The organism is Bdellovibrio sp. SBM16, assembly GCF_056175625.1.
Genome location: NZ_JBJKJG010000001.1, coordinates 196,414 through 213,687 on the forward strand (window position 1 = coordinate 196,414; position 17,274 = coordinate 213,687).

A 17,274-nucleotide genomic window follows, 5' to 3' on the forward strand; every position below is an offset into this window, starting at 1 on the left:
CATGCAAACTGCCGCCGACCGAAAATGGATGATCAAATCAGAAAATCGGGTGTTAGGTCCGTACACCTATGATCAGATCGAAGATTTACTCAAAAAAAAGCAGATCTCTTTGATCGACGAAGTTCGCGACATGAATACCCGCTGGTTATATATCCGTGAGTGTGAACCATTAAAGGCAATCGTCGAAGAAATTCGCGAAGAGCTGGCCAAGACGGATGATCATACTAAAACCTATCAGACCCGCACCTCACAGGGGCTTACTAAAACCGGCACAATTACGCAGGAAGTGGTTGCAGAAAATACCAAGTTCGAAATGCCGACATTTACCAATGTATCTGTAGAAGATGCCGAGTTTACCGAAGAAGAAACACCGGCGCCGGTACCTGTTAAACCGCTTAAACCGGTACCGCAGCAACAGCCGGCTGCTCCGAAAATAAAAGCTCCGCAATATGTTTCGGCTGCTGATCCGGCGGTGCATTCAAAAATCCGCGAACATTCTAAGCTTACCTTGATGGTGTTAATTTCAATTCTGTTGGCTGTCATCGTAGGTGCCGGCGGTTTACATATTTACCAGCAACAAGGTAAGAAAAAACAAGAACAGCAGGCCATTGCGCAGATCCGCAAATACAGTCTGTACGGCTTAGAAAGTAAAGTCGTTGAGATTTTTGGAAATATGTCTCCTGAAGTGCAGCGACAGGTTCTGACTGAAATTATTCCGATGATTCCGAAACTGGATTCGGTCGGATATATCAACGGGGCGCAGACAATCAGCAATTTAAAATCTAATCCCGGTGTCAGTGACCAGCGTAAAGCATTACTTGATATTGTTCAGTTTATCCAGGCGTTACAGGATCAGGATCTTAAAAAGGCCCGCGAATCTTTAATCCGCGCCAAAGATTTAGATCCGAGCAGTGAACTGATCAAAGAAAACGATGCCATCTTAAGTTATTACGAAGGCCGTTTTGATGTGGCGACAAAAACATTCTCTGAACTTTATAATACTGTGAGTAAAGGCCGCTGGTTATTCGGCTGGGCGGTGAGTGAGCTGGCCAAACCTGTGGCCAACACGGAAACCGAGAGCATGTTAAACCATGAGATCGAGCGCTACACAGAAAAAGCAGCGGATTACAAAAAAGAACTTCTGCTGATTAATATGTTGCTCGATAAACGCACGGCCAGAGAAGAAAGATTCTTGCGCGACTATAAGAGGTATGCGGCCATGCCGCTGGGGTTTCGCCAGAGATTTCAGGTTCCGCTATCGGTCTTCGGTGGAATTTATTCGCCCTTTACTGTTCGCAGTGTCTTTGAAAAATTAAAACCGTTTCTGACCGCTTCGCAAAAACTGGTGGTAGAAGTTCACATGAAGCTAGAGCTGGGTGAAATTTCTGCGGCGCAGACGCTGTTTTCAGCGTATCAAAGCATCATCGAAGATCCGGTTGAGGCGGCTAATTTACGCCTGCAAATCGACTTTGCGCTAAAAGATTACTCGGGAGTGGTAACCCAGGAAAAAACTATGGGTGTTGATAAGCTAAATGCTGCCGGACATTATGTCATGATCCTGGCAAAACAAAAAGTAAACACCGACAACACTTCTTTAATTGATGACGGCTATACGTATCACGTAAACGCGCTCCGTTCAGAGAACAACATTCTCGGATTATGGGCGCAATTAGTGACCATGCAGCCGGAAAAAAGAAGTTCATTTGTACAGGCCAATTCAGGTGCCGGAGAAGATTTTATCCCGTTTCTGGAAGTTAAAGGGTCTAATCCGTGAGATTTTTATCTTTACTTTTAGGTGTGGGGATTCTTTTCACAGCCTGTGAAAAGAAACAAGAAACTAAACCTAAAATTATATTGGATAATTCGCTGGCGGCAGACTTTAAAGTGCCAGAAGCGCTTTTTGCCGAAATCAAAAAAAATATGGGCGTGGATATAAAAATCGAGCCCGAATATATTTTTACCGATCTGGAAGTTGAACTGCACGCCGAGCAGAAAAATGTTTTAAGTTATTCGCGACTGATTTTTAAATTGCCGAACGGCGGTGGCGGTATTGATCTCAAAGACTATGTCACCGGCGAAGGCAGCTTTTACTTAAGTTTTCCGGCAGAACAGTTCGAAAATAAACCCGAGTTGACGTTTTTATTTTACATCAGTGATTCGCCGAAAGTGGCGGTGCGCGGCGAAGAGTACGGTTTGGGCTGCGGTCAATGGGTCGATTTAAAGCCAAAATTCAGCAAGTTAAAAGAGCGCACTTTTTTAAAACTAAATACAGTTGATCATACGTATGCGCATGTGCTCTCTGGGCAGTATGTGTTTGTCTTTAAAAAAGGAATTCAATACTATCTGACGCACTTAAACCTGTTTGATTCGCGTTACAGCGATAAGATGTGTTCGGCTATTTTTAAAAAGTAGAGCGAGAAAGTAAAAATATGATTACACCGATTAAAAATTTGAATGATAAAGATCCGGTTCAAGATCGTATTTTTTTAGTTAAAGATAAGGTTTTAGGCGTCGGTAAAACCGGTAAACCGTTTTTAACGGTGTTAATCGGCGACCAGTCCGGCCAGCTCGATGGCCGTATTTGGGATAATATCGATGATTTGCAGACACGCTTTGAAATCGGCGATCTGATCAAAGTAAAAGGTGTCATCCAGATCTACAATCAGCGTAAACAATTGATCGTGCACCGGTTAGAAAAAGTAGAAGACCCGGGGCTTAATAAAGACGATTTTAAAATCAAAGAACGTTCTATCGATGCAAATGCGCTGTATGCCGAACTTTGCCAGATGGTGCAAGAAATCGAAATTTTACCGCTTAAACAACTGATGCAGGATTGCCTGCAGGACGAAGACATCAAGTCTCGCCTATTAAAAGCGCCGGCGGCTAAGACGATTCACCATGCTCATCGCGGCGGCCTGTTAGAGCACATTGTTTCAATCTGTAAAGTGATGCAGTTTATGGCGTCACACTACAATTATCTCAACAGAGATCTTTTGATTTTCGGCGCCATCTTTCACGACCTTGGAAAAATCTGGGAGCTGGATCAGACCGAACAGCAGCAGATCTATTACACCGCTCAGGGGCAGTTGTTAGGACATATGCTGTTAGCCTGCGAGCTGGTCGAGAAAAAATCGCAGCGTATTCTAGGTTTTCCTGAAGATCTGCGCATGATTTTAAAACATATTATTTTAGCTCATCACGGAAAGCTTGAGTACGGTTCACCAAAGGTGCCGATGTTTCCGGAAGCCTTAGTGGTGGCAATGATCGACGATATGGATTCAAAAATGGACACAATGATGTCGTTTATCAACCAGGAACGTCAAAGCGGAGAGTCTTGGTCGCGCTTTAACGAAAATTTCGAACGCTACTTCTATTTAGATGATCTTAAGACGAAATGGAATTTAAAGTGATCAGCTTTTTACGCGCATATAAAAATTATGACCCGGCAGCGAAATCAATGCTTGAGATTTTATTGCTGTATCCGGGCCCACGGGCGGTGTTTTTTCACCGTATTGCGCATGCGCTTTATACCTGTAAGTTATTTTTTTTCGCCCGCTTAGTGGCGGATATTTCCCGCACGTTAACCGGTATTGAAATTCATCCCGGTGCCCAAATTGGAAAGCGCCTGGTGATCGATCACGGCGTAGGTTGTGTGATCGGCGAAACTGCAGTTATCGGCGATGACTGTGTGATTTTTCACGGGGTTACCTTAGGCGGAATGAAATTCGAACCGGTAAAACGACATCCAACCGTAGGAAATAATGTGCTTATCGGTACCGGTGCAAAAGTTCTAGGTCCGATCACTATCGGTGACGGCACAAAAATCGGCGCTAATGCCGTCGTTATCAAAGATGTACCGCCAAATTCGGTTATCGTTGCTCCACAGTCGATTACCCTAAAATAAATTAATCAGCCAAACGGTTAAGCGGTATAAGCCGTAAAAGATCAGCCCGATAATGGCCAAATAAACTGCAACAATTGTGATATTGGCTACCCACGAACGTTTGATCGTGCGCGCTGAGTTTTCCAGGTAAGAATTCATAATCTGATAGTTTTTTGCGTTAGCCTGCCAAAAAATATCGCCGATATTTCCCAGTACCGGAATCGCCGTGATAATCATATCAATGCTGATATTTAAAAGCATACGCACCAGAACGACCGCGGATACACCGTGGGTGGCCGCATACACAACAGTGAATAAAGAAATAAATGTGGTGGCAACGTTTCCGTAAAACGGAAGTAAGCCTAGGATAAAATCCCAGCCGAATTTGATGCCGAATATTTTAAACTGACTGTCCATTAAGGTGCTGATCTTGTAAAGCAGAGGATGTTGTTCTTTTAATCTTTGCATAATTTACCTAAAGCGAAGGGTCTTCCGGCCAATCGTGTTTTGGGTAGCGGGCGCGCAGATCTTTTCTGACATCGGCGTAACTGCTTTTCCAAAAAAGCCCCAACTGGCTGGTTATCTGAGCTGGTCGCATATTTGGTGCCAACAGCTCAAGGGTTAATGTGAATTTTCCGTGACAGATTTTCGGAGTATCCTTCCAGCCGAAAGCGTCCTGGATTTTAAGAGATATTAACGGCGCTTTTTCATCGCTGTAATTGACAGGATGGCTGCGCCCGCGCGGGGATTTAACCGCTTCAGGAAGATTCTGCAGTAAATCGCAAAGTTCTTCGTTGAGAACCTGGTAACTTAAGTAAAATAAATCACTGTGCTTAAAATCTTCGAAGTGGTCATAGCCCTGTAAGATGTAATCAGTCAGCAGGTCTTCAAAGCCTGCAATCTGGGTTTTTGCCAAATCCGATAAGGTGATCTCTTTCAGATCTTTTCGGGTTAAAAAATCCAGACGCGATCTGATCTTTTCAAAGTTCGGATGAATTTTTAAAAAATCCAGAGGAGTCTTCTTAAAAAATTCTTTCCAGTTATTCTTAAGTTCGTCAGCACTCAGGCGAGACTTGCCGTAATCGTTAAGTACAAAAGTCTCAAACTTAAGTTGTTCGGTTTTAAAAAATTCATGCTTTTCAAAGTCGTAATGCACTTCGCTTTGTTTGCTGGCCAGAGGCGCAAATATTTCTTGTGCAAGTTTTTTATCAAAACCCAAGGCGCAGGTAACCTGGGTAAACTGTGAATGATTCTCGCGGCCGGCAAGCGCAATAAAAAAATCAGAGTTTGCAGCCTGTGATCCCGGTGAGGCCTGTAAACCGCGGCCAAACATAGAAACGGCATTGGTTTTGTTTTTTACAAACGCCACTTTTTCGGGGAAAAATTGGGCATAAACCTGGATAAGATTTTTTTCAAAATCACCGCTGGCTGACTGCTGATCGTTGATTTTACAGCTCGCGAGGATCTGCTGGTAGATGCGCTCGCTCATAAAATCGAGCGGTTGCTGATCGGCGATCTTGGCCACATCAGAGCCGGAATAATTTTTATTTTTTTCTAATACAGATTCAGCGCTTCCGGATTCCAGCACCGCAATCAGCTTTGCCGATTCTTTCTCGAAACCGCGGCGCGAAAGCTGATAATGCAAGATTGAATTCTCGACCGACAGCGGCCACCTAGAAACAGTTTTTGCCAGCGGGGTAAGATTGGATTTTTCGTCAATCAACTGCCATTTAAGAAGTTTTGCCCGCGCCTGCTTCAACGTTAATAGCGGAGGTTTGGTTAACCACGAAAACCTTTCAAGATCGGTGACTTCCTGCTGGTAGAGTAGCAGTGCCTCTTCCAAAAGTGAGGTTTTTAAAATCTCAGGTTCGATCTGCTCTTTCATCGACATTTCGTCGCTGGCATGCCAGAGTTTAAAACAAATTCCGGCCTGTTCGCGGGCGGCACGGCCGGCGCGCTGTTTTGCCGAAAAAAGCGAAATACGCTGTAGATCAAGACCTGAAAAGCCGACCTTGTTTTCACGGTAAGATTTTTTCTCTAAGCCTGAATCAATCACACAATCCAGCCCCGATACGGTGATCGAACTTTCACTGACGTTGGTGCTTAAGATAATTCTGCGCCCTGAGCCTGAGTCGTTGCGCACAATCTGCTTTTGTTCGTTTAAGTTTAACGAGCCATGCAGTATTTCAATACGGTACTGAGGAAATAGCGGCTGAATCAGGTTCTTAAAGCGGGTAATTTCGCGTTGGCCGGGCAGAAAGACCAGAATATCTTTATGCGCTGTTTTCCAGGCTTTGAGTAAAGTGTCTTTTAAATGATTGTAGAACAAATCATCGCAGATCAGTTTTTGGTTTTTATCTGAATAGACAATATCTAACTTATGCGGCGGGGCTTCGATTTCAAAAACGACACTGTCGCCCAGAAAATTTTTAAGCTGTTGTACATTTAAAGTCGCCGACATGATCACCAGCTGCAGCTCGCGGCCCATGATCTTTTGCTCGAAACTAAGCCCTAAAATCAGATCGATCGAGCTCGAGCGCTCGTGAAATTCGTCGATAATCAAAGTGTGAATTTCGTCCCAGAAGCCCGGGGTTTGAATGCGCTTTAAAAATAGCCCCTCAGTCATGAAAATCAGCTGCGTTTGAGCGGAAATTTTATTTTCAAAACGGACCTGATAGCCGACTTCGGCTCCCAAAGCCCAGTTGTTTTCTGAGGCAATGCGGTCTGCTGCAGATAAAGCCGAAACTCTTTTCGGAACAATCACGATAATTTTTTTCGATGATTGGTTTTTGACCGCCTTTAATAAATGGGCCGGAACGCGTGTGGTTTTACCTGAACCGGGACTGGCTGTCAGGATCACCGGTTTAGCGCCGGAAATCTTAGCCACGATATCATCTAAATGCGGGTCAATCGGTAAGGCTTGCATGTGAAAACGTATTACACTTTTTCGTCCGGATAAATCAGAAGCATAAATTCTGCCTTATCACGGTCAAGGTTCTGTAGGATGTAATTGGCAGTGCCTTCTAACACCAGTTCGTTATCCTGCGATAAATCCAAAGCTAACAGGGCCGGGCGTTTTACAAAATGGCGGTTTAATTCATCGATCGTTTTTTTCAGACGGTACGGTGTATCCATGATGATGATGGCGCGTTTTTCGCTGGTCAGTTTTTGCCATTCTTTAGCACGGCTTTCAGATTCGGCCGGTAAAAAACCGCGAAACACAAATTCGTTCAAACGGCGCGAAGTCAGAGACAATAATCCCATCAGCGACGAAGCCCCCAGAACCGACTTTACCGCTATCTTCTGTTTGCGGCACAGGCCGATGAGATCATTTCCCGGGTCACAAAATCCCGGAGTACCGCAGTCAGAAACCAAGGCCACCGTTTCGTTTTTGCACATTTCGGCCAAGCGTTTTAAATCATCAAGCGTTGAGTGCTCGTTTAACAGTTCATATTTTTTGGCTTTGATATCCAATTGTTTTAAAAGCTTCGATGTTTCTTTGGTTGATTCGCATAAAATCACATCAGCCGACTTTAAGACTTCAAGCGCGCGCAGAGTAATCTCAGAGGTTGCACCAATCGGAGTTGCCACTAAATACAACATGCTAATTTTCCTCTTCGAGATAAAAATTTGAAACTTTAGTCACCGGCACGTTAACCTCTTCCTGGCGCGAATGGGTTGTGTCGAGCTGAACAATATGAATATCCGGTCGGACCCTGCCCAAGGCATTGATATTGACCGGTTCGTTTTCAAAAAAGAACACCGGTGCGCTGTCGGGCGGGTACTTTGCCACTGGAAAACGCTCAACCACCCAGTCGACCTTAAAGATATGGTCATCCATCGAGCGGTGCGGTTTTAAATGCAGGCAGCCTTCCCTGACCGGAAACCCCCATTTTAATAACACCTCTAACGTGCCGGTGCCCATACGGGTAACATCGCGGCCGGTCAGGTAGTGAACCTCGCAGCCGGTAGCAAACAGTCGTTGCACAAACGGCACGGCTCCGCGGTAGGGAATGTCGTAATGTAAGTAGCTATTGGTAAAAAAACGTTCGACCCAAAAATCACGCAAAGTATGATGCAATTCAGGGCTTTCATCAAACCCGTAACCGGCGCGAACCAGAGCTTCTTTTAGTCCCCAATCAGTGTGTAAAATCTCTACTTTTTTAAGCTCCGGCTTATGAAGTTCGGCAAACTCATGCAGGATTTTTTGGGTGCGCGGACTTACATTAAAAAGTGTTGAATCGAGGTCAAAAACACACACAGTGCGTGGTTTTTCAGCAGCCTCTGTCAGGATTGTTTTAAGACTTTGCTTCAAGGTCTGGTTAAAGGCGGGATCTTGGGGTTGAGTCATAAAAACAACGTACCATCTTATACTTGGAATTAGAAATCTTTTTTGGTACGGTTTGCGAGCCTTAAAAATCTTAATAACAGGAGACTTATGAAAAACTTTTTAAGCATCGTCGTCACTACAATGGTTGGTTTATCAATCGTAGGCTGTACTAAAAACAAAGCTGAGCTTGGCACAGCAGAAAACCCAATCAAATTACACTTTGTTCCTTCTGTGGACGCAAAAGTTATCGAGGATAACTCTAAAAAGTTTAAAGAGTATTTAGAACAAGCAACTCCTTACAAATACGAAGTAACGATCCCGCAATCGTATGTAGCGGTTATCGAAGCTTTCGGTACAAAACGTGCGGATATTTCTGCGATTAACACTTTCGGTTACATCTTAGCTAACAACAAATACGGTGCCGAAGCTAAATTAACAGTGTTGCGTCACGGTGCTGCCACTTACCAGTCTATGTTCGTTGCTAAAGCAGATGGCCCAATCAAAAAATTAGAAGATTTAGCCGGTAAAAAAGTAGCTTTCGTAGATCCTTCATCGGCTTCTGGTTACATCTTACCGCAAAAATCTATGAAAGATAAAAACGTAGAAGCAAAAGAAACTGTTTTCGCCCAAAAACACGACAATGTGATCTCAATGGTTTATCAAGGTCAGGTTGATGCAGGTGCTGCGTTCTACTCTCCACCTTCAAAAAATGCTTCAGGCACTGAAGAAATCGAAGACGCTCGTCGTTTAGTTAAAACTCAGTACCCAGATGTAGAGAAAAAAATCGCTATCATCGATTTATCTCAGCACATCCCGAACGATCCAATCATCTTCAGAAAAGATATGCCTGAAGAAATGAAGAATAAAATCGTTGATGCTTTCATCGCTTTCGTATCTACTGAAGACGGTAAAGCGGCTTTCAAATCAATCTACGGTGTAACTGATTTGAAAAAAGCAACTGATGCAGATTACGATGGTGTTCGTGAAATGTTAAAAACAGTTGGCGTGAACCCAGACGATTTAATGAAAAAGTAATTCGTGCTGAGCACGAAACAAAAAGTTTTAGGAAAATATAATGTCAGTAAAACCCATCTTAAGTATTAAGAACTTAAAAAAGACTTACCCGAACGGTGTGCAAGCGCTTAAAGGCGTTAGCTTCGACGTAAAAAAAGGTGAGTTCTTAGTTGTGATCGGTCTATCAGGTTCAGGTAAATCAACGATGTTACGTTGTATTAACCGCTTACACGAACCAACGGCTGGTGAAATGGTATTCAATGACGGCAACGTTGAAAAAGACTTAGCTAAAATCGACTCTTCATCAGAAATCAAATGGCTTCGTCAAAACGTTGGAATGATCTTCCAGCATTTTAATCTGATCCCACGTCACTCGGTTCTTAGTAACGTTTTGATGGGTAAACTATCTAAAACTTCAACGCTGAAAAGCTTGTTCGGGATGTTCTCGGACGCTGATGTTCAAGAGGCGATGAAGTATTTAAAACTGGTTGGTATCGCCGATAAAGCACATATCCGTGCCGATCAATTATCAGGCGGTCAGCAGCAGCGTGTGGCGATCGCAAGAGCACTTACACAGAATCCACAAATCCTGTTAGCCGACGAACCAGTAGCGTCTTTAGATCCAGCTACTTGTCACGTGGTTATGGATTACTTAAGAAAAGTAAATCAAGAATTAGGCATCACAATCGTATGTAATCTTCACTTCTTATCGTTAGTGCGCCAATACGCAACCCGCGTTGTGGCTCTTAAAGGTGGTGAACTTGTTTACGAAGGTGATCCGAAGAATATCGACGAAGCTTGGTTTGAAAAAATCTACGGCGCTGGCGCTAAAGAAGTACACATCAACTAACGGCGGACGCCGAGGAGACGCAGTTAGACTATGAAATCATACGTTATTAGAAGAAGTATTTTAGACGGATTCACATTCGCATTCCTTATCGCCTCGTTGGCAGTATGGATTATCAACCCGACTGATGAACAGGCCTTAAACATGAAAGTTAACGTAGCCTACTTTGCTGCGGCTTTTATTTTAGGTACATTTGTTTCTTACGCTTTAACCAAAATGAAAATCACCACCTTAGGTGAAGCGCTTTTCCAACCGCCGTACAAAAAGGCGAAAGAGACAGTGGCATGGTATAAAACATTTTCTGCCTGGCAGCTGGTTGTTTTATTAGTGGTTTTAATGATCGTAAGTATCATTAAAACTAAGTTTTCTCTTTATGAATTATTAAATGAAGACGGCTTTGACGGAGCCATTCGTTTATTTAAAGGTATTGGTTCGCCAAACTGGGAAATCTTACCTAAAGCCATCTTAAATATTATCGAAACCATTTTTATGGCCTTTTTAGCTACGGCTTTAGCTATTCCGTTTGCGTTTGTTTTATCGTTCGTTTCGGCGAAAAATATTATGACCGGCAAAGTGGGTTTTTCGATCTACTTGGCGATGCGTACACTGTTCAACGTCATGCGTTCGATCGAAGCTTTAGTTTGGGCGATCATCTTTTCGGTTTGGGTTGGTATCGGTCCATTCGCCGGTATGTTAGCTTTAATGATCCATTCAATTGCGTCATTAGCTAAACAGTACTCTGAAATGGTTGAAACCGTCAGCGAAGGTCCGATCGAGGGCGTTCAGTCGTGCGGCGCCAATAAACTTCAGACAATTTGGTACGCGATCGTGCCTCAAGTCGTATTACCTTACGTATCGTTTACGGTTTACCGCTGGGATATCAACGTACGTATGGCAACCATCATCGGTTTAGTTGGTGGTGGCGGTATCGGTACATTACTGGTACAATATCAAGGACAAGCGATGTGGCCAGAAGTAGGTACTATCATCGTAGTTATCGCTATCGTTGTATGGGCGATGGACCAAGCTTCAGCGTACATCCGCGAAGCCCTTAAATAGCAGGACGACCGGTAGGTCGGCCCTTTAGAATAAGGTTCGCCGAAGGCGAATCAAAACAATCCCCTGACGAGAGGATCCGTACCAGGGAAAACGCAAAGACGGCTCTACTTTAACCAAGATCTGCCATAAGGCAGATCGAACGAGAAAGGAGCCGTTTTTTTATGGCAAACACAGGTCTTTCAACAACATCCGCATGGATCGTCCTTATCATCGCAGGTTTATTCGAGATCTGCTGGGCGATCGGTCTTAAATACAGCCAAGGTTTTACCAAAATAGGTCCCAGTGTTTTTACTCTGGTCACGCTCGGAATCAGTATGTATTTGCTGGCCCGGGCAAGTCAGGTTCTGCCGATCGGCACCGCCTACGGCGTGTGGGTCGGTGTCGGCGCGCTGGGGACGGCGATCTTAGGTATTGTGCTTTTTCATGAGGCGGTAACGCTGTCGCGCCTGTTTTTTCTGACATTGTTATTAGTTTCAATAATTGGCTTAAAGCTAAGTTAAATAAATTTGTTGAACTGTTGTACAGGGCAATTGGTCCTGTACAAACTTTGTACGCTTTCAAAAAAATTTAAGACGATGGTCGGGGTCTCCGATATGAGTCTTGAAATAATAGGGGAAAGTGTATGTCGACTTACTACATCGCAAGCCAAGGCAAACAACAGGGACCATTTACGATTCAAGAAATTGAATTGAAATTAACTTCGCAAAAAATTAATTGGCACGATTACATTTACGACGATAAAGCCGAAGACTGGGTTTTGTTGATGGAGTACGCCCCGTTTACACATCTATTTAATAAAAGTTTCCAGACGCCTCTGGCCGTTGTCAAAGACAAGCCTGATGTTGATGCGGCTAAGCGCCGCCAGTGGTTTGTGTTAAAGCAAAACAACAATTACGGCCCATTTTCAAAATTAGATTTAATTCAGATGCTGCAAAGTAAAACTCTGCATGAGTTTGATTTTATTTGGCACGAAAATATGACTTCGTGGAAGAGATTGGCTGAAGTGCAGGAGTTTTCTGTCCAGGAAATCCGCCTGTTATTTGAAAAATATTCTCAGAAAAAAGACCCTGCAGATAAAGTGTTTTTCAGACGTAAATATGCCCGTGCCAAAGTTGATTCGCATGCCATTGTTCACGATAAAAAGAAGATCTACAAATCTGTTGGCGTGGAAATTTCTGAAGGCGGTGCGGGTCTTATGATCGAAGATGCTGAGTTTGACAAAGATCAGCAGGTGTATCTGCATTTTAAGCCGGCTCCGGAAGTTCCGGCATTCAATGCTATTTGTAAAATTGTCTCTAAAAAAGGTAACATTTACGGCGTTCAGTTTTTAAAAATCTCCGCAGCCGCAAAAACGTATATTGCAAATTATACTAAAAAGAAAGCGGCATAATTATGAAAAAAACCACGACCATCTTAATGTTAGCAGCATTGGCTGTGGCGATGCTGAATACAACCGGTTGCTCTAAAGCGGCCACAAGTTTTGCTTTGCCCCAGCAGAACGATGCATTTTCGGGTCAGGTTTTTTACAATAACAAAGTTGATCTGTTGTTCGTCGTTGATAATTCAAAATCAATGCTGCAGTACCAGCAAAGGCTGGCGGCAAAAGTTCAGGATATGATAGATACCTTAAACAGCCTTGGTATGGATTACCGTATCGCGGTAACGACATCGACCATGGCAAAAAATTCTGATTATCCGTCGTCGCGAAAACTGGTGGGAACACCACATTACCTGACGAAGGCGAATGTAAATCTGTTGCCAAACCGAATCATCGTCGGTGAGTCAGGTTCGGATTTAGAGCGCAGTCTTGATTCATTGCGTTTGGTTACATCGACCGATTATCCGGATCAGTTCTTGCGTGACGATGCTCTGTTTTCAGTAATTTTCATCAGTGACGAAGTCGATCAGAGTTCTGAATTTGGCAACCCGAATAATGATGATTTTGTAAATTATTTGAATCAGCGTAAGCCGTTGTTTGATGACGGCACACGTGGCTGGATTGCCAATTACATCGGGATTTTGACGAACCAATCGTGTGATGTATTAGGTGGGCATGTTTCAATCGGTACGCAGTTTATTAAACTCGTCGATGCTTCAAAAGGCGTTAAGTCTTCGATCTGCTCAGCGGATTTAAGCGCGGCGGTGGCAAATATCAAAGCCAAAATCATCGGTCAGTTAACAGCTTACCGTTTTAAAGATATTCCGAACAAAGCAACGATTGTTGTCACTGTCGGTGGCCGCGCCATCCATGAAGATGCCGTTAACGGTTGGACTTTGGAAACCGAAGTAAATAACGGTCACACGGTTTATTTATTAAAATTCCACGGCGATGCAATTCCTGCTGCCGACGAGCGTGTAACGGTAGATTATAAACCAAACGGCGCTACATAATTTAAAAGTAAAAATTATTTGGCAGAATCAAAATTCGAATAGATCAAGCCAAATCCTGCACGGTTCCACTTAACGGGGGCCGTGTCCAGGCTCTCGGAAAATTCTTCTTGGGTATAATCTAGTACAAATCCTAATCGCCCCTTAAGTTGGCGGGTATACTGAATGGTGTAGCCGTTATTTGCTTTGTAAGCCTGCATGGCATTATTGATGTCGGGCTTTTCCAGCTGGTAGGTGTGACTTGTGCGGTAAAACACACCGAAGCTCTGTTTGCCGTCATAATAATCAAGTCGGGGGCCAAACGCTACGCCACTGCCGGTTACGTTGGTGTTGCCAACTTCTTCGGCCAGGGTAATTTGTGAGCTTTGCATGTACTCGGCAACTGCCGACAGGCGGATCTTTCCCATGCGAACACCAACAAACAATTGTAGCGGATAAAAATACATATCGCGGTCGGGGGCATCCTCAAGGCCATTTCCCATTGTTCCCTGGCTGCCAATCAGCGAAAACCCTGCGCTCATAACTTTATTGTTCGATTTGTAAGCAGTCTTTTTGCCTTTGAAGCTGAAGCCTTTAAACTTTTTGCGCGCCAAAGCGGGCTCAGTGAGAATGATAATCATCACGGCCACAATTACGCTAAAAATAGTCAGCTTTTTAGAAAACATATTTTAATTTTAGCACAAAGTTTTGCCACTGACTAATTGCCACTCGCAAAATGGGACCTTTTCTGGGGGGGACAAAGGTCTGGGGCATTGCCAAATTCACAACTAATAAACGGTCGTAAATTGGGCCCAACTTTAGCAAAAGGTCTGCTGTCAGCCGATCAAAAATGACTGCGCATATAGCACGTTATGTCGTTGTCATTACTCAGGATTTTTGTAATGATGAGTCGTTGAAAACCAATTGAGATTATTTAAAATCAGGCGGTGCCTGATTTCATTATCTGGTCGAGTGCCAGTAGAGGTTCATATGTCGGATACAGTGTCTGATAAATCTTTAGAAGATATGTCAAAGTCGTTCGCGTTAACAACGCGACTTGATGCGATCGCAGCGTGGGGACAAAGAAATGCTTTGTGGCCACTGCCTTACGGTACAGCCTGTTGCGGTATCGAGTTAATGTCGGTGATGGGACCGAAATATGACTTAGCCCGTTTCGGTGCGGAAGTTGTACGTTTCTCTCCACGTCAGGCTGACTTACTTGTTGTTGCCGGAACGATCACAGAAAAAATGGCACCGATTTTAGTTCGTATCTACCAGCAAATGTTAGAACCAAAATATGTTTTATCAATGGGTGCCTGTGCAAGTTCTGGTGGTTTCTACCGCGCTTACCACGTGTTGCAGGGTTGCGATAAAGTTATTCCCGTAGATGTTTATGTGCCAGGTTGTCCTCCGACTCCTGAAGCTGTTCTGGATGGCGTGATGACCTTACAAAAAATGATTAAAGACAGAACGCCACGTCCATGGAAAGACAACTGGGTTTCTCCTTACGAAGTAAACGCAAACACGGTTCCGGATTCTTTAACTTCCACGCGTATTGTTACGCCTCGTCCGGTAGGAGTGTAAGATGTCATCAGCAGAACAATTAGCAACATTGAAATCTGACATCGCCGTAAAGTTCGGTGATAACGCATTTAAATTTTCTACTACACCAGTTGGTGATCACGTTGTCGAAGCTCCGAAAGAAACTGTAAGCGCGCTTTTAAGATATTTAAAAGAATACGCAGGTTATAATTTTTTAATGGACGTGTGCGGTGTGGATTACCCGACACGCGAGAAGCGTTTTGATGTGGTTTATCACCTATTCGGTTCTTCAGATGCACGTCGTTTACGTGTGAAAACCCAAGTAGCTGACGGTGACTCTGTGCCGACAGCGACAACGATCTGGAAAGGTGCTGACTGGTTTGAGCGTGAAGCTTATGACATGTTCGGTATCAAATTTTCTGGTCACCCGAATTTAAGAAAAATTTTAACTCACCACCAATTTGTCGGCCATCCGTTGCGTAAAGATTACGAAGCAGATCGTCAACAGCACTGTACTTCGGTGTTGCCAATTCACTTTGATAACACGCCTGAACAACGTGGTGACCAATTAGATTCCAGATATGTTCCGTTAAATATCGGTCCTTCGCATCCGGCGATGCACGGTACACTTCGTGTAATGGCTGAGATGGATGGTGAAACCATCGTGCGTGCAATGCCTGAAATTGGGTATTTGCACCGTTGTTTCGAAAAAATGGCCGAAACCCATCCGTACAACCAGGTAATCCCGTACACTGACCGTCTGAACTACTGTTCAGCGCCAATGAATAACGTCGGTTACTGCCGTGCAGTTGAAGACTTAATGGGCTTAGAAATCCCGGCACGTGCGCAAGCGATGCGTGTGATTCTTTGCGAACTGTCTCGCGTGATCGATCATATCATTGCCGTTGGTACTGGCGGCGTTGACTTAGGTGCCTTAACAGCGTTCTTCCACTTATTTACTTTCCGTGAAAAAGTTTATGCTTTATTTGAAAAACTTTGTGGTGCCCGTTTAACTGTGGCGATGACACGCGTTGGTGGTATGGCTTACGACGCTCCAGAAGGTTGGTTTAATGATGTTCTTCGCTTCTGTGATGAGATGTCTGACGGCGTAGAAGAAATTTCTAAAATGTTATTAGGCAACAAAATCTTTATCAAACGTACCCAAGGAGTTTGTGCGGTTTCTGCCCAGGACGCGATCGAGTGGGGTTACACAGGCCCGTTACTTAGAGCTTCTGGTGTAAACTTAGATTTACGTCGTGCACAGCCTTACTACGGCTACGAAAAATTAGATTTTGATATTCCAGTTGGAACAACTGGTGATATTTACGACCGTTACTTAGTGCGTATCGAAGAAATGCGCCAATCAATCCGTATCATCAGACAAGTTTGCAAAAACGTTCCATCTGGTGACTGGACAGTTCGTGATAAAGGCGTTGTCCTTCCTGAGAAAAAAGACGTTTATGGTAACATCGAAGGTTTAATGAACCATTTTATGTTGGTGATTAAAGGTCTTCGTCCTCCGGTTGGCGAAATTTACTCGGCGACTGAAGCTGCTAACGGCGAACTAGGTTTCTACTTGGTTTCTGACGGCTCAGCTTCTCCGTACCGTTTAAAAGTACGTCCGCCATGTTTTGCAATTTATCAATCATTCCCAGAAGTGGTTAAGGGTTCAATGTTAGCAGATGCGATCGCAACTGTAGCTTCGATGAACTTAATCGCCGGTGAGTTAGACAGATAGTTTAGGAGAATAGAAAAATGTTTCAATTATCTGCCCAAGGAAAAGAAAAAGTTTTAGCTGAATTGAAAAGATATGAATCACGTCAATCAGCGGTTCTTCCTGCGCTTTACATCGCGCAGGCTGAAAACAAAGGTTATATCTCTCCAGAGGTCATCAAAGAATTATCTCGCGTAATGGAAATTCCGGAAGCAAACATCAATGAAGTTTGCACGTTCTATACGATGTACAACAAAGAGCCGATCGGTACCCACCACATCCAGGTGTGCCGTACACTTTCTTGCTACTTAAATGGCGCCAAAGAATTATCTGAGCACATCTGTTCACAGTTAGGTACGCGCCTAGGTGAAAAGACAAAAGATGGAAAGTTCACCGTAACTGAAGTTGAGTGTTTAGGTTCTTGCGGAACAGCCCCTATGATGCAAATCGGGGATAAATACTTTGAGAATTTAACACATGAATCAGCGATGAATATCATCCGCGGTTTGAAGTAGGGA

Annotated in this window: 18 protein-coding genes; 13 read left to right on the forward strand and 5 right to left on the reverse strand. The window is 43.8% G+C overall.

Translation table 11 applies throughout. The annotated features are described in order from the left end of the window. Position 1: 1 nt before the first annotated feature. From AC04MM_RS00820 to epsC, 4 genes are read left to right on the forward strand one after another with little or no spacing between them, the layout of a single operon-like run. Positions 2-1,774 (forward strand): hypothetical protein, encoded by a 1,773-nt coding sequence (locus AC04MM_RS00820; RefSeq protein WP_475378417.1) that lies wholly within the window; start codon positions 2-4, stop codon positions 1,772-1,774. Beyond that, entirely contained in the window at positions 1,771-2,412 is a 642-nt protein-coding gene (locus tag AC04MM_RS00825; RefSeq protein WP_475378418.1) for a hypothetical protein, read from the forward strand. Before AC04MM_RS00820 ends, AC04MM_RS00825 begins: the two co-directional genes overlap by 4 nt. 17 nt (positions 2,413-2,429) lie before the next feature. Continuing rightward, positions 2,430-3,410 carry a 3'-5' exoribonuclease YhaM family protein gene (locus AC04MM_RS00830; RefSeq protein WP_475378419.1) on the forward strand — a complete coding sequence of 327 codons (981 nt, stop codon included), beginning with the start codon at positions 2,430-2,432 and terminating at the stop codon, positions 3,408-3,410. Beyond that, on the forward strand, positions 3,395-3,904 hold the full coding sequence (gene epsC, locus AC04MM_RS00835; RefSeq protein ID WP_475378420.1) for a serine O-acetyltransferase EpsC: 510 nt from the start codon (positions 3,395-3,397) through the stop codon (positions 3,902-3,904). The genes AC04MM_RS00830 and epsC overlap by 16 nt, the downstream gene beginning before the upstream one ends. Here the strand turns inward: epsC and AC04MM_RS00840 are convergent. The 4 genes from AC04MM_RS00840 to AC04MM_RS00855 are packed head-to-tail and all read right to left on the reverse strand — an operon-like array spanning position 3,896 to position 8,198. Next, on the reverse strand, positions 3,896-4,351 hold the full coding sequence (locus tag AC04MM_RS00840; RefSeq protein ID WP_475378421.1) for a DUF4112 domain-containing protein: 456 nt from the start codon (positions 4,349-4,351) through the stop codon (positions 3,896-3,898). The genes epsC and AC04MM_RS00840 overlap by 9 nt on opposite strands. Positions 4,352-4,358: 7 nt before the next feature. Beyond that, positions 4,359-6,809, reverse strand: coding sequence for an ATP-dependent helicase C-terminal domain-containing protein (locus AC04MM_RS00845; protein WP_475378422.1), 2,451 nt, complete (start codon positions 6,807-6,809; stop codon positions 4,359-4,361). 11 nt (positions 6,810-6,820) lie between these two features. Beyond that, complete coding sequence (locus AC04MM_RS00850) at positions 6,821-7,486, reverse strand: SAM-dependent methyltransferase (protein WP_475378423.1); 666 nt, start codon at positions 7,484-7,486, stop codon at positions 6,821-6,823. A gap of 1 nt (position 7,487) precedes the next feature. Next, positions 7,488-8,198: an HAD family hydrolase gene (locus tag AC04MM_RS00855; RefSeq protein ID WP_475378424.1), complete on the reverse strand. Its 711-nt coding sequence runs from the start codon at positions 8,196-8,198 to the stop codon at positions 7,488-7,490. A 123-nt stretch (positions 8,199-8,321) separates the two neighbouring features. Between AC04MM_RS00855 and AC04MM_RS00860 the strand changes: the two genes are divergently transcribed. The 6 genes from AC04MM_RS00860 to AC04MM_RS00885 all read left to right on the forward strand — a co-directional run bounded on the left by AC04MM_RS00860 (position 8,322) and on the right by AC04MM_RS00885 (position 13,524). Further along, positions 8,322-9,248, forward strand: coding sequence for a phosphate/phosphite/phosphonate ABC transporter substrate-binding protein (locus AC04MM_RS00860; RefSeq protein ID WP_475378425.1), 927 nt, complete (start codon positions 8,322-8,324; stop codon positions 9,246-9,248). A gap of 40 nt (positions 9,249-9,288) precedes the next feature. Continuing rightward, positions 9,289-10,077 (forward strand): phosphonate ABC transporter ATP-binding protein, encoded by a 789-nt coding sequence (gene phnC, locus AC04MM_RS00865; protein WP_475378426.1) that lies wholly within the window; start codon positions 9,289-9,291, stop codon positions 10,075-10,077. Between the two features lie 30 nt (positions 10,078-10,107). After that, positions 10,108-11,133, forward strand: a complete 1,026-nt coding sequence (phnE, locus tag AC04MM_RS00870; protein ID WP_475378427.1) for a phosphonate ABC transporter, permease protein PhnE — start codon at positions 10,108-10,110, stop codon at positions 11,131-11,133. 161 nt (positions 11,134-11,294) lie between these two features. Beyond that, positions 11,295-11,633 carry a DMT family transporter gene (locus AC04MM_RS00875; protein ID WP_475378428.1) on the forward strand — a complete coding sequence of 113 codons (339 nt, stop codon included), beginning with the start codon at positions 11,295-11,297 and terminating at the stop codon, positions 11,631-11,633. Between the two features lie 122 nt (positions 11,634-11,755). Further along, positions 11,756-12,523 carry a GYF domain-containing protein gene (locus AC04MM_RS00880; protein WP_475378429.1) on the forward strand — a complete coding sequence of 256 codons (768 nt, stop codon included), beginning with the start codon at positions 11,756-11,758 and terminating at the stop codon, positions 12,521-12,523. Positions 12,524-12,525: 2 nt separating this feature from the next. Continuing rightward, complete coding sequence (locus AC04MM_RS00885; RefSeq protein ID WP_475378430.1) at positions 12,526-13,524, forward strand: hypothetical protein; 999 nt, start codon at positions 12,526-12,528, stop codon at positions 13,522-13,524. A 14-nt stretch (positions 13,525-13,538) separates the two neighbouring features. Here AC04MM_RS00885 and AC04MM_RS00890 read toward each other — a convergent pair whose 3' ends face one another. Beyond that, positions 13,539-14,186, reverse strand: coding sequence for a hypothetical protein (locus AC04MM_RS00890; RefSeq protein ID WP_475378431.1), 648 nt, complete (start codon positions 14,184-14,186; stop codon positions 13,539-13,541). A 304-nt stretch (positions 14,187-14,490) separates the two neighbouring features. Between AC04MM_RS00890 and AC04MM_RS00895 the strand changes: the two genes are divergently transcribed. The 3 genes from AC04MM_RS00895 to AC04MM_RS00905 are packed head-to-tail and all read left to right on the forward strand — an operon-like array spanning position 14,491 to position 17,271. Continuing rightward, positions 14,491-15,084 carry an NADH-quinone oxidoreductase subunit B gene (locus tag AC04MM_RS00895; protein ID WP_475378432.1) on the forward strand — a complete coding sequence of 198 codons (594 nt, stop codon included), beginning with the start codon at positions 14,491-14,493 and terminating at the stop codon, positions 15,082-15,084. 1 nt (position 15,085) lies between these two features. Beyond that, complete coding sequence (gene nuoD / locus AC04MM_RS00900; protein WP_475378433.1) at positions 15,086-16,780, forward strand: NADH dehydrogenase (quinone) subunit D; 1,695 nt, start codon at positions 15,086-15,088, stop codon at positions 16,778-16,780. A 17-nt stretch (positions 16,781-16,797) separates the two neighbouring features. Next, complete coding sequence (locus AC04MM_RS00905; protein ID WP_475378434.1) at positions 16,798-17,271, forward strand: NADH-quinone oxidoreductase subunit NuoE family protein; 474 nt, start codon at positions 16,798-16,800, stop codon at positions 17,269-17,271. Positions 17,272-17,274: the final 3 nt, after the last annotated feature.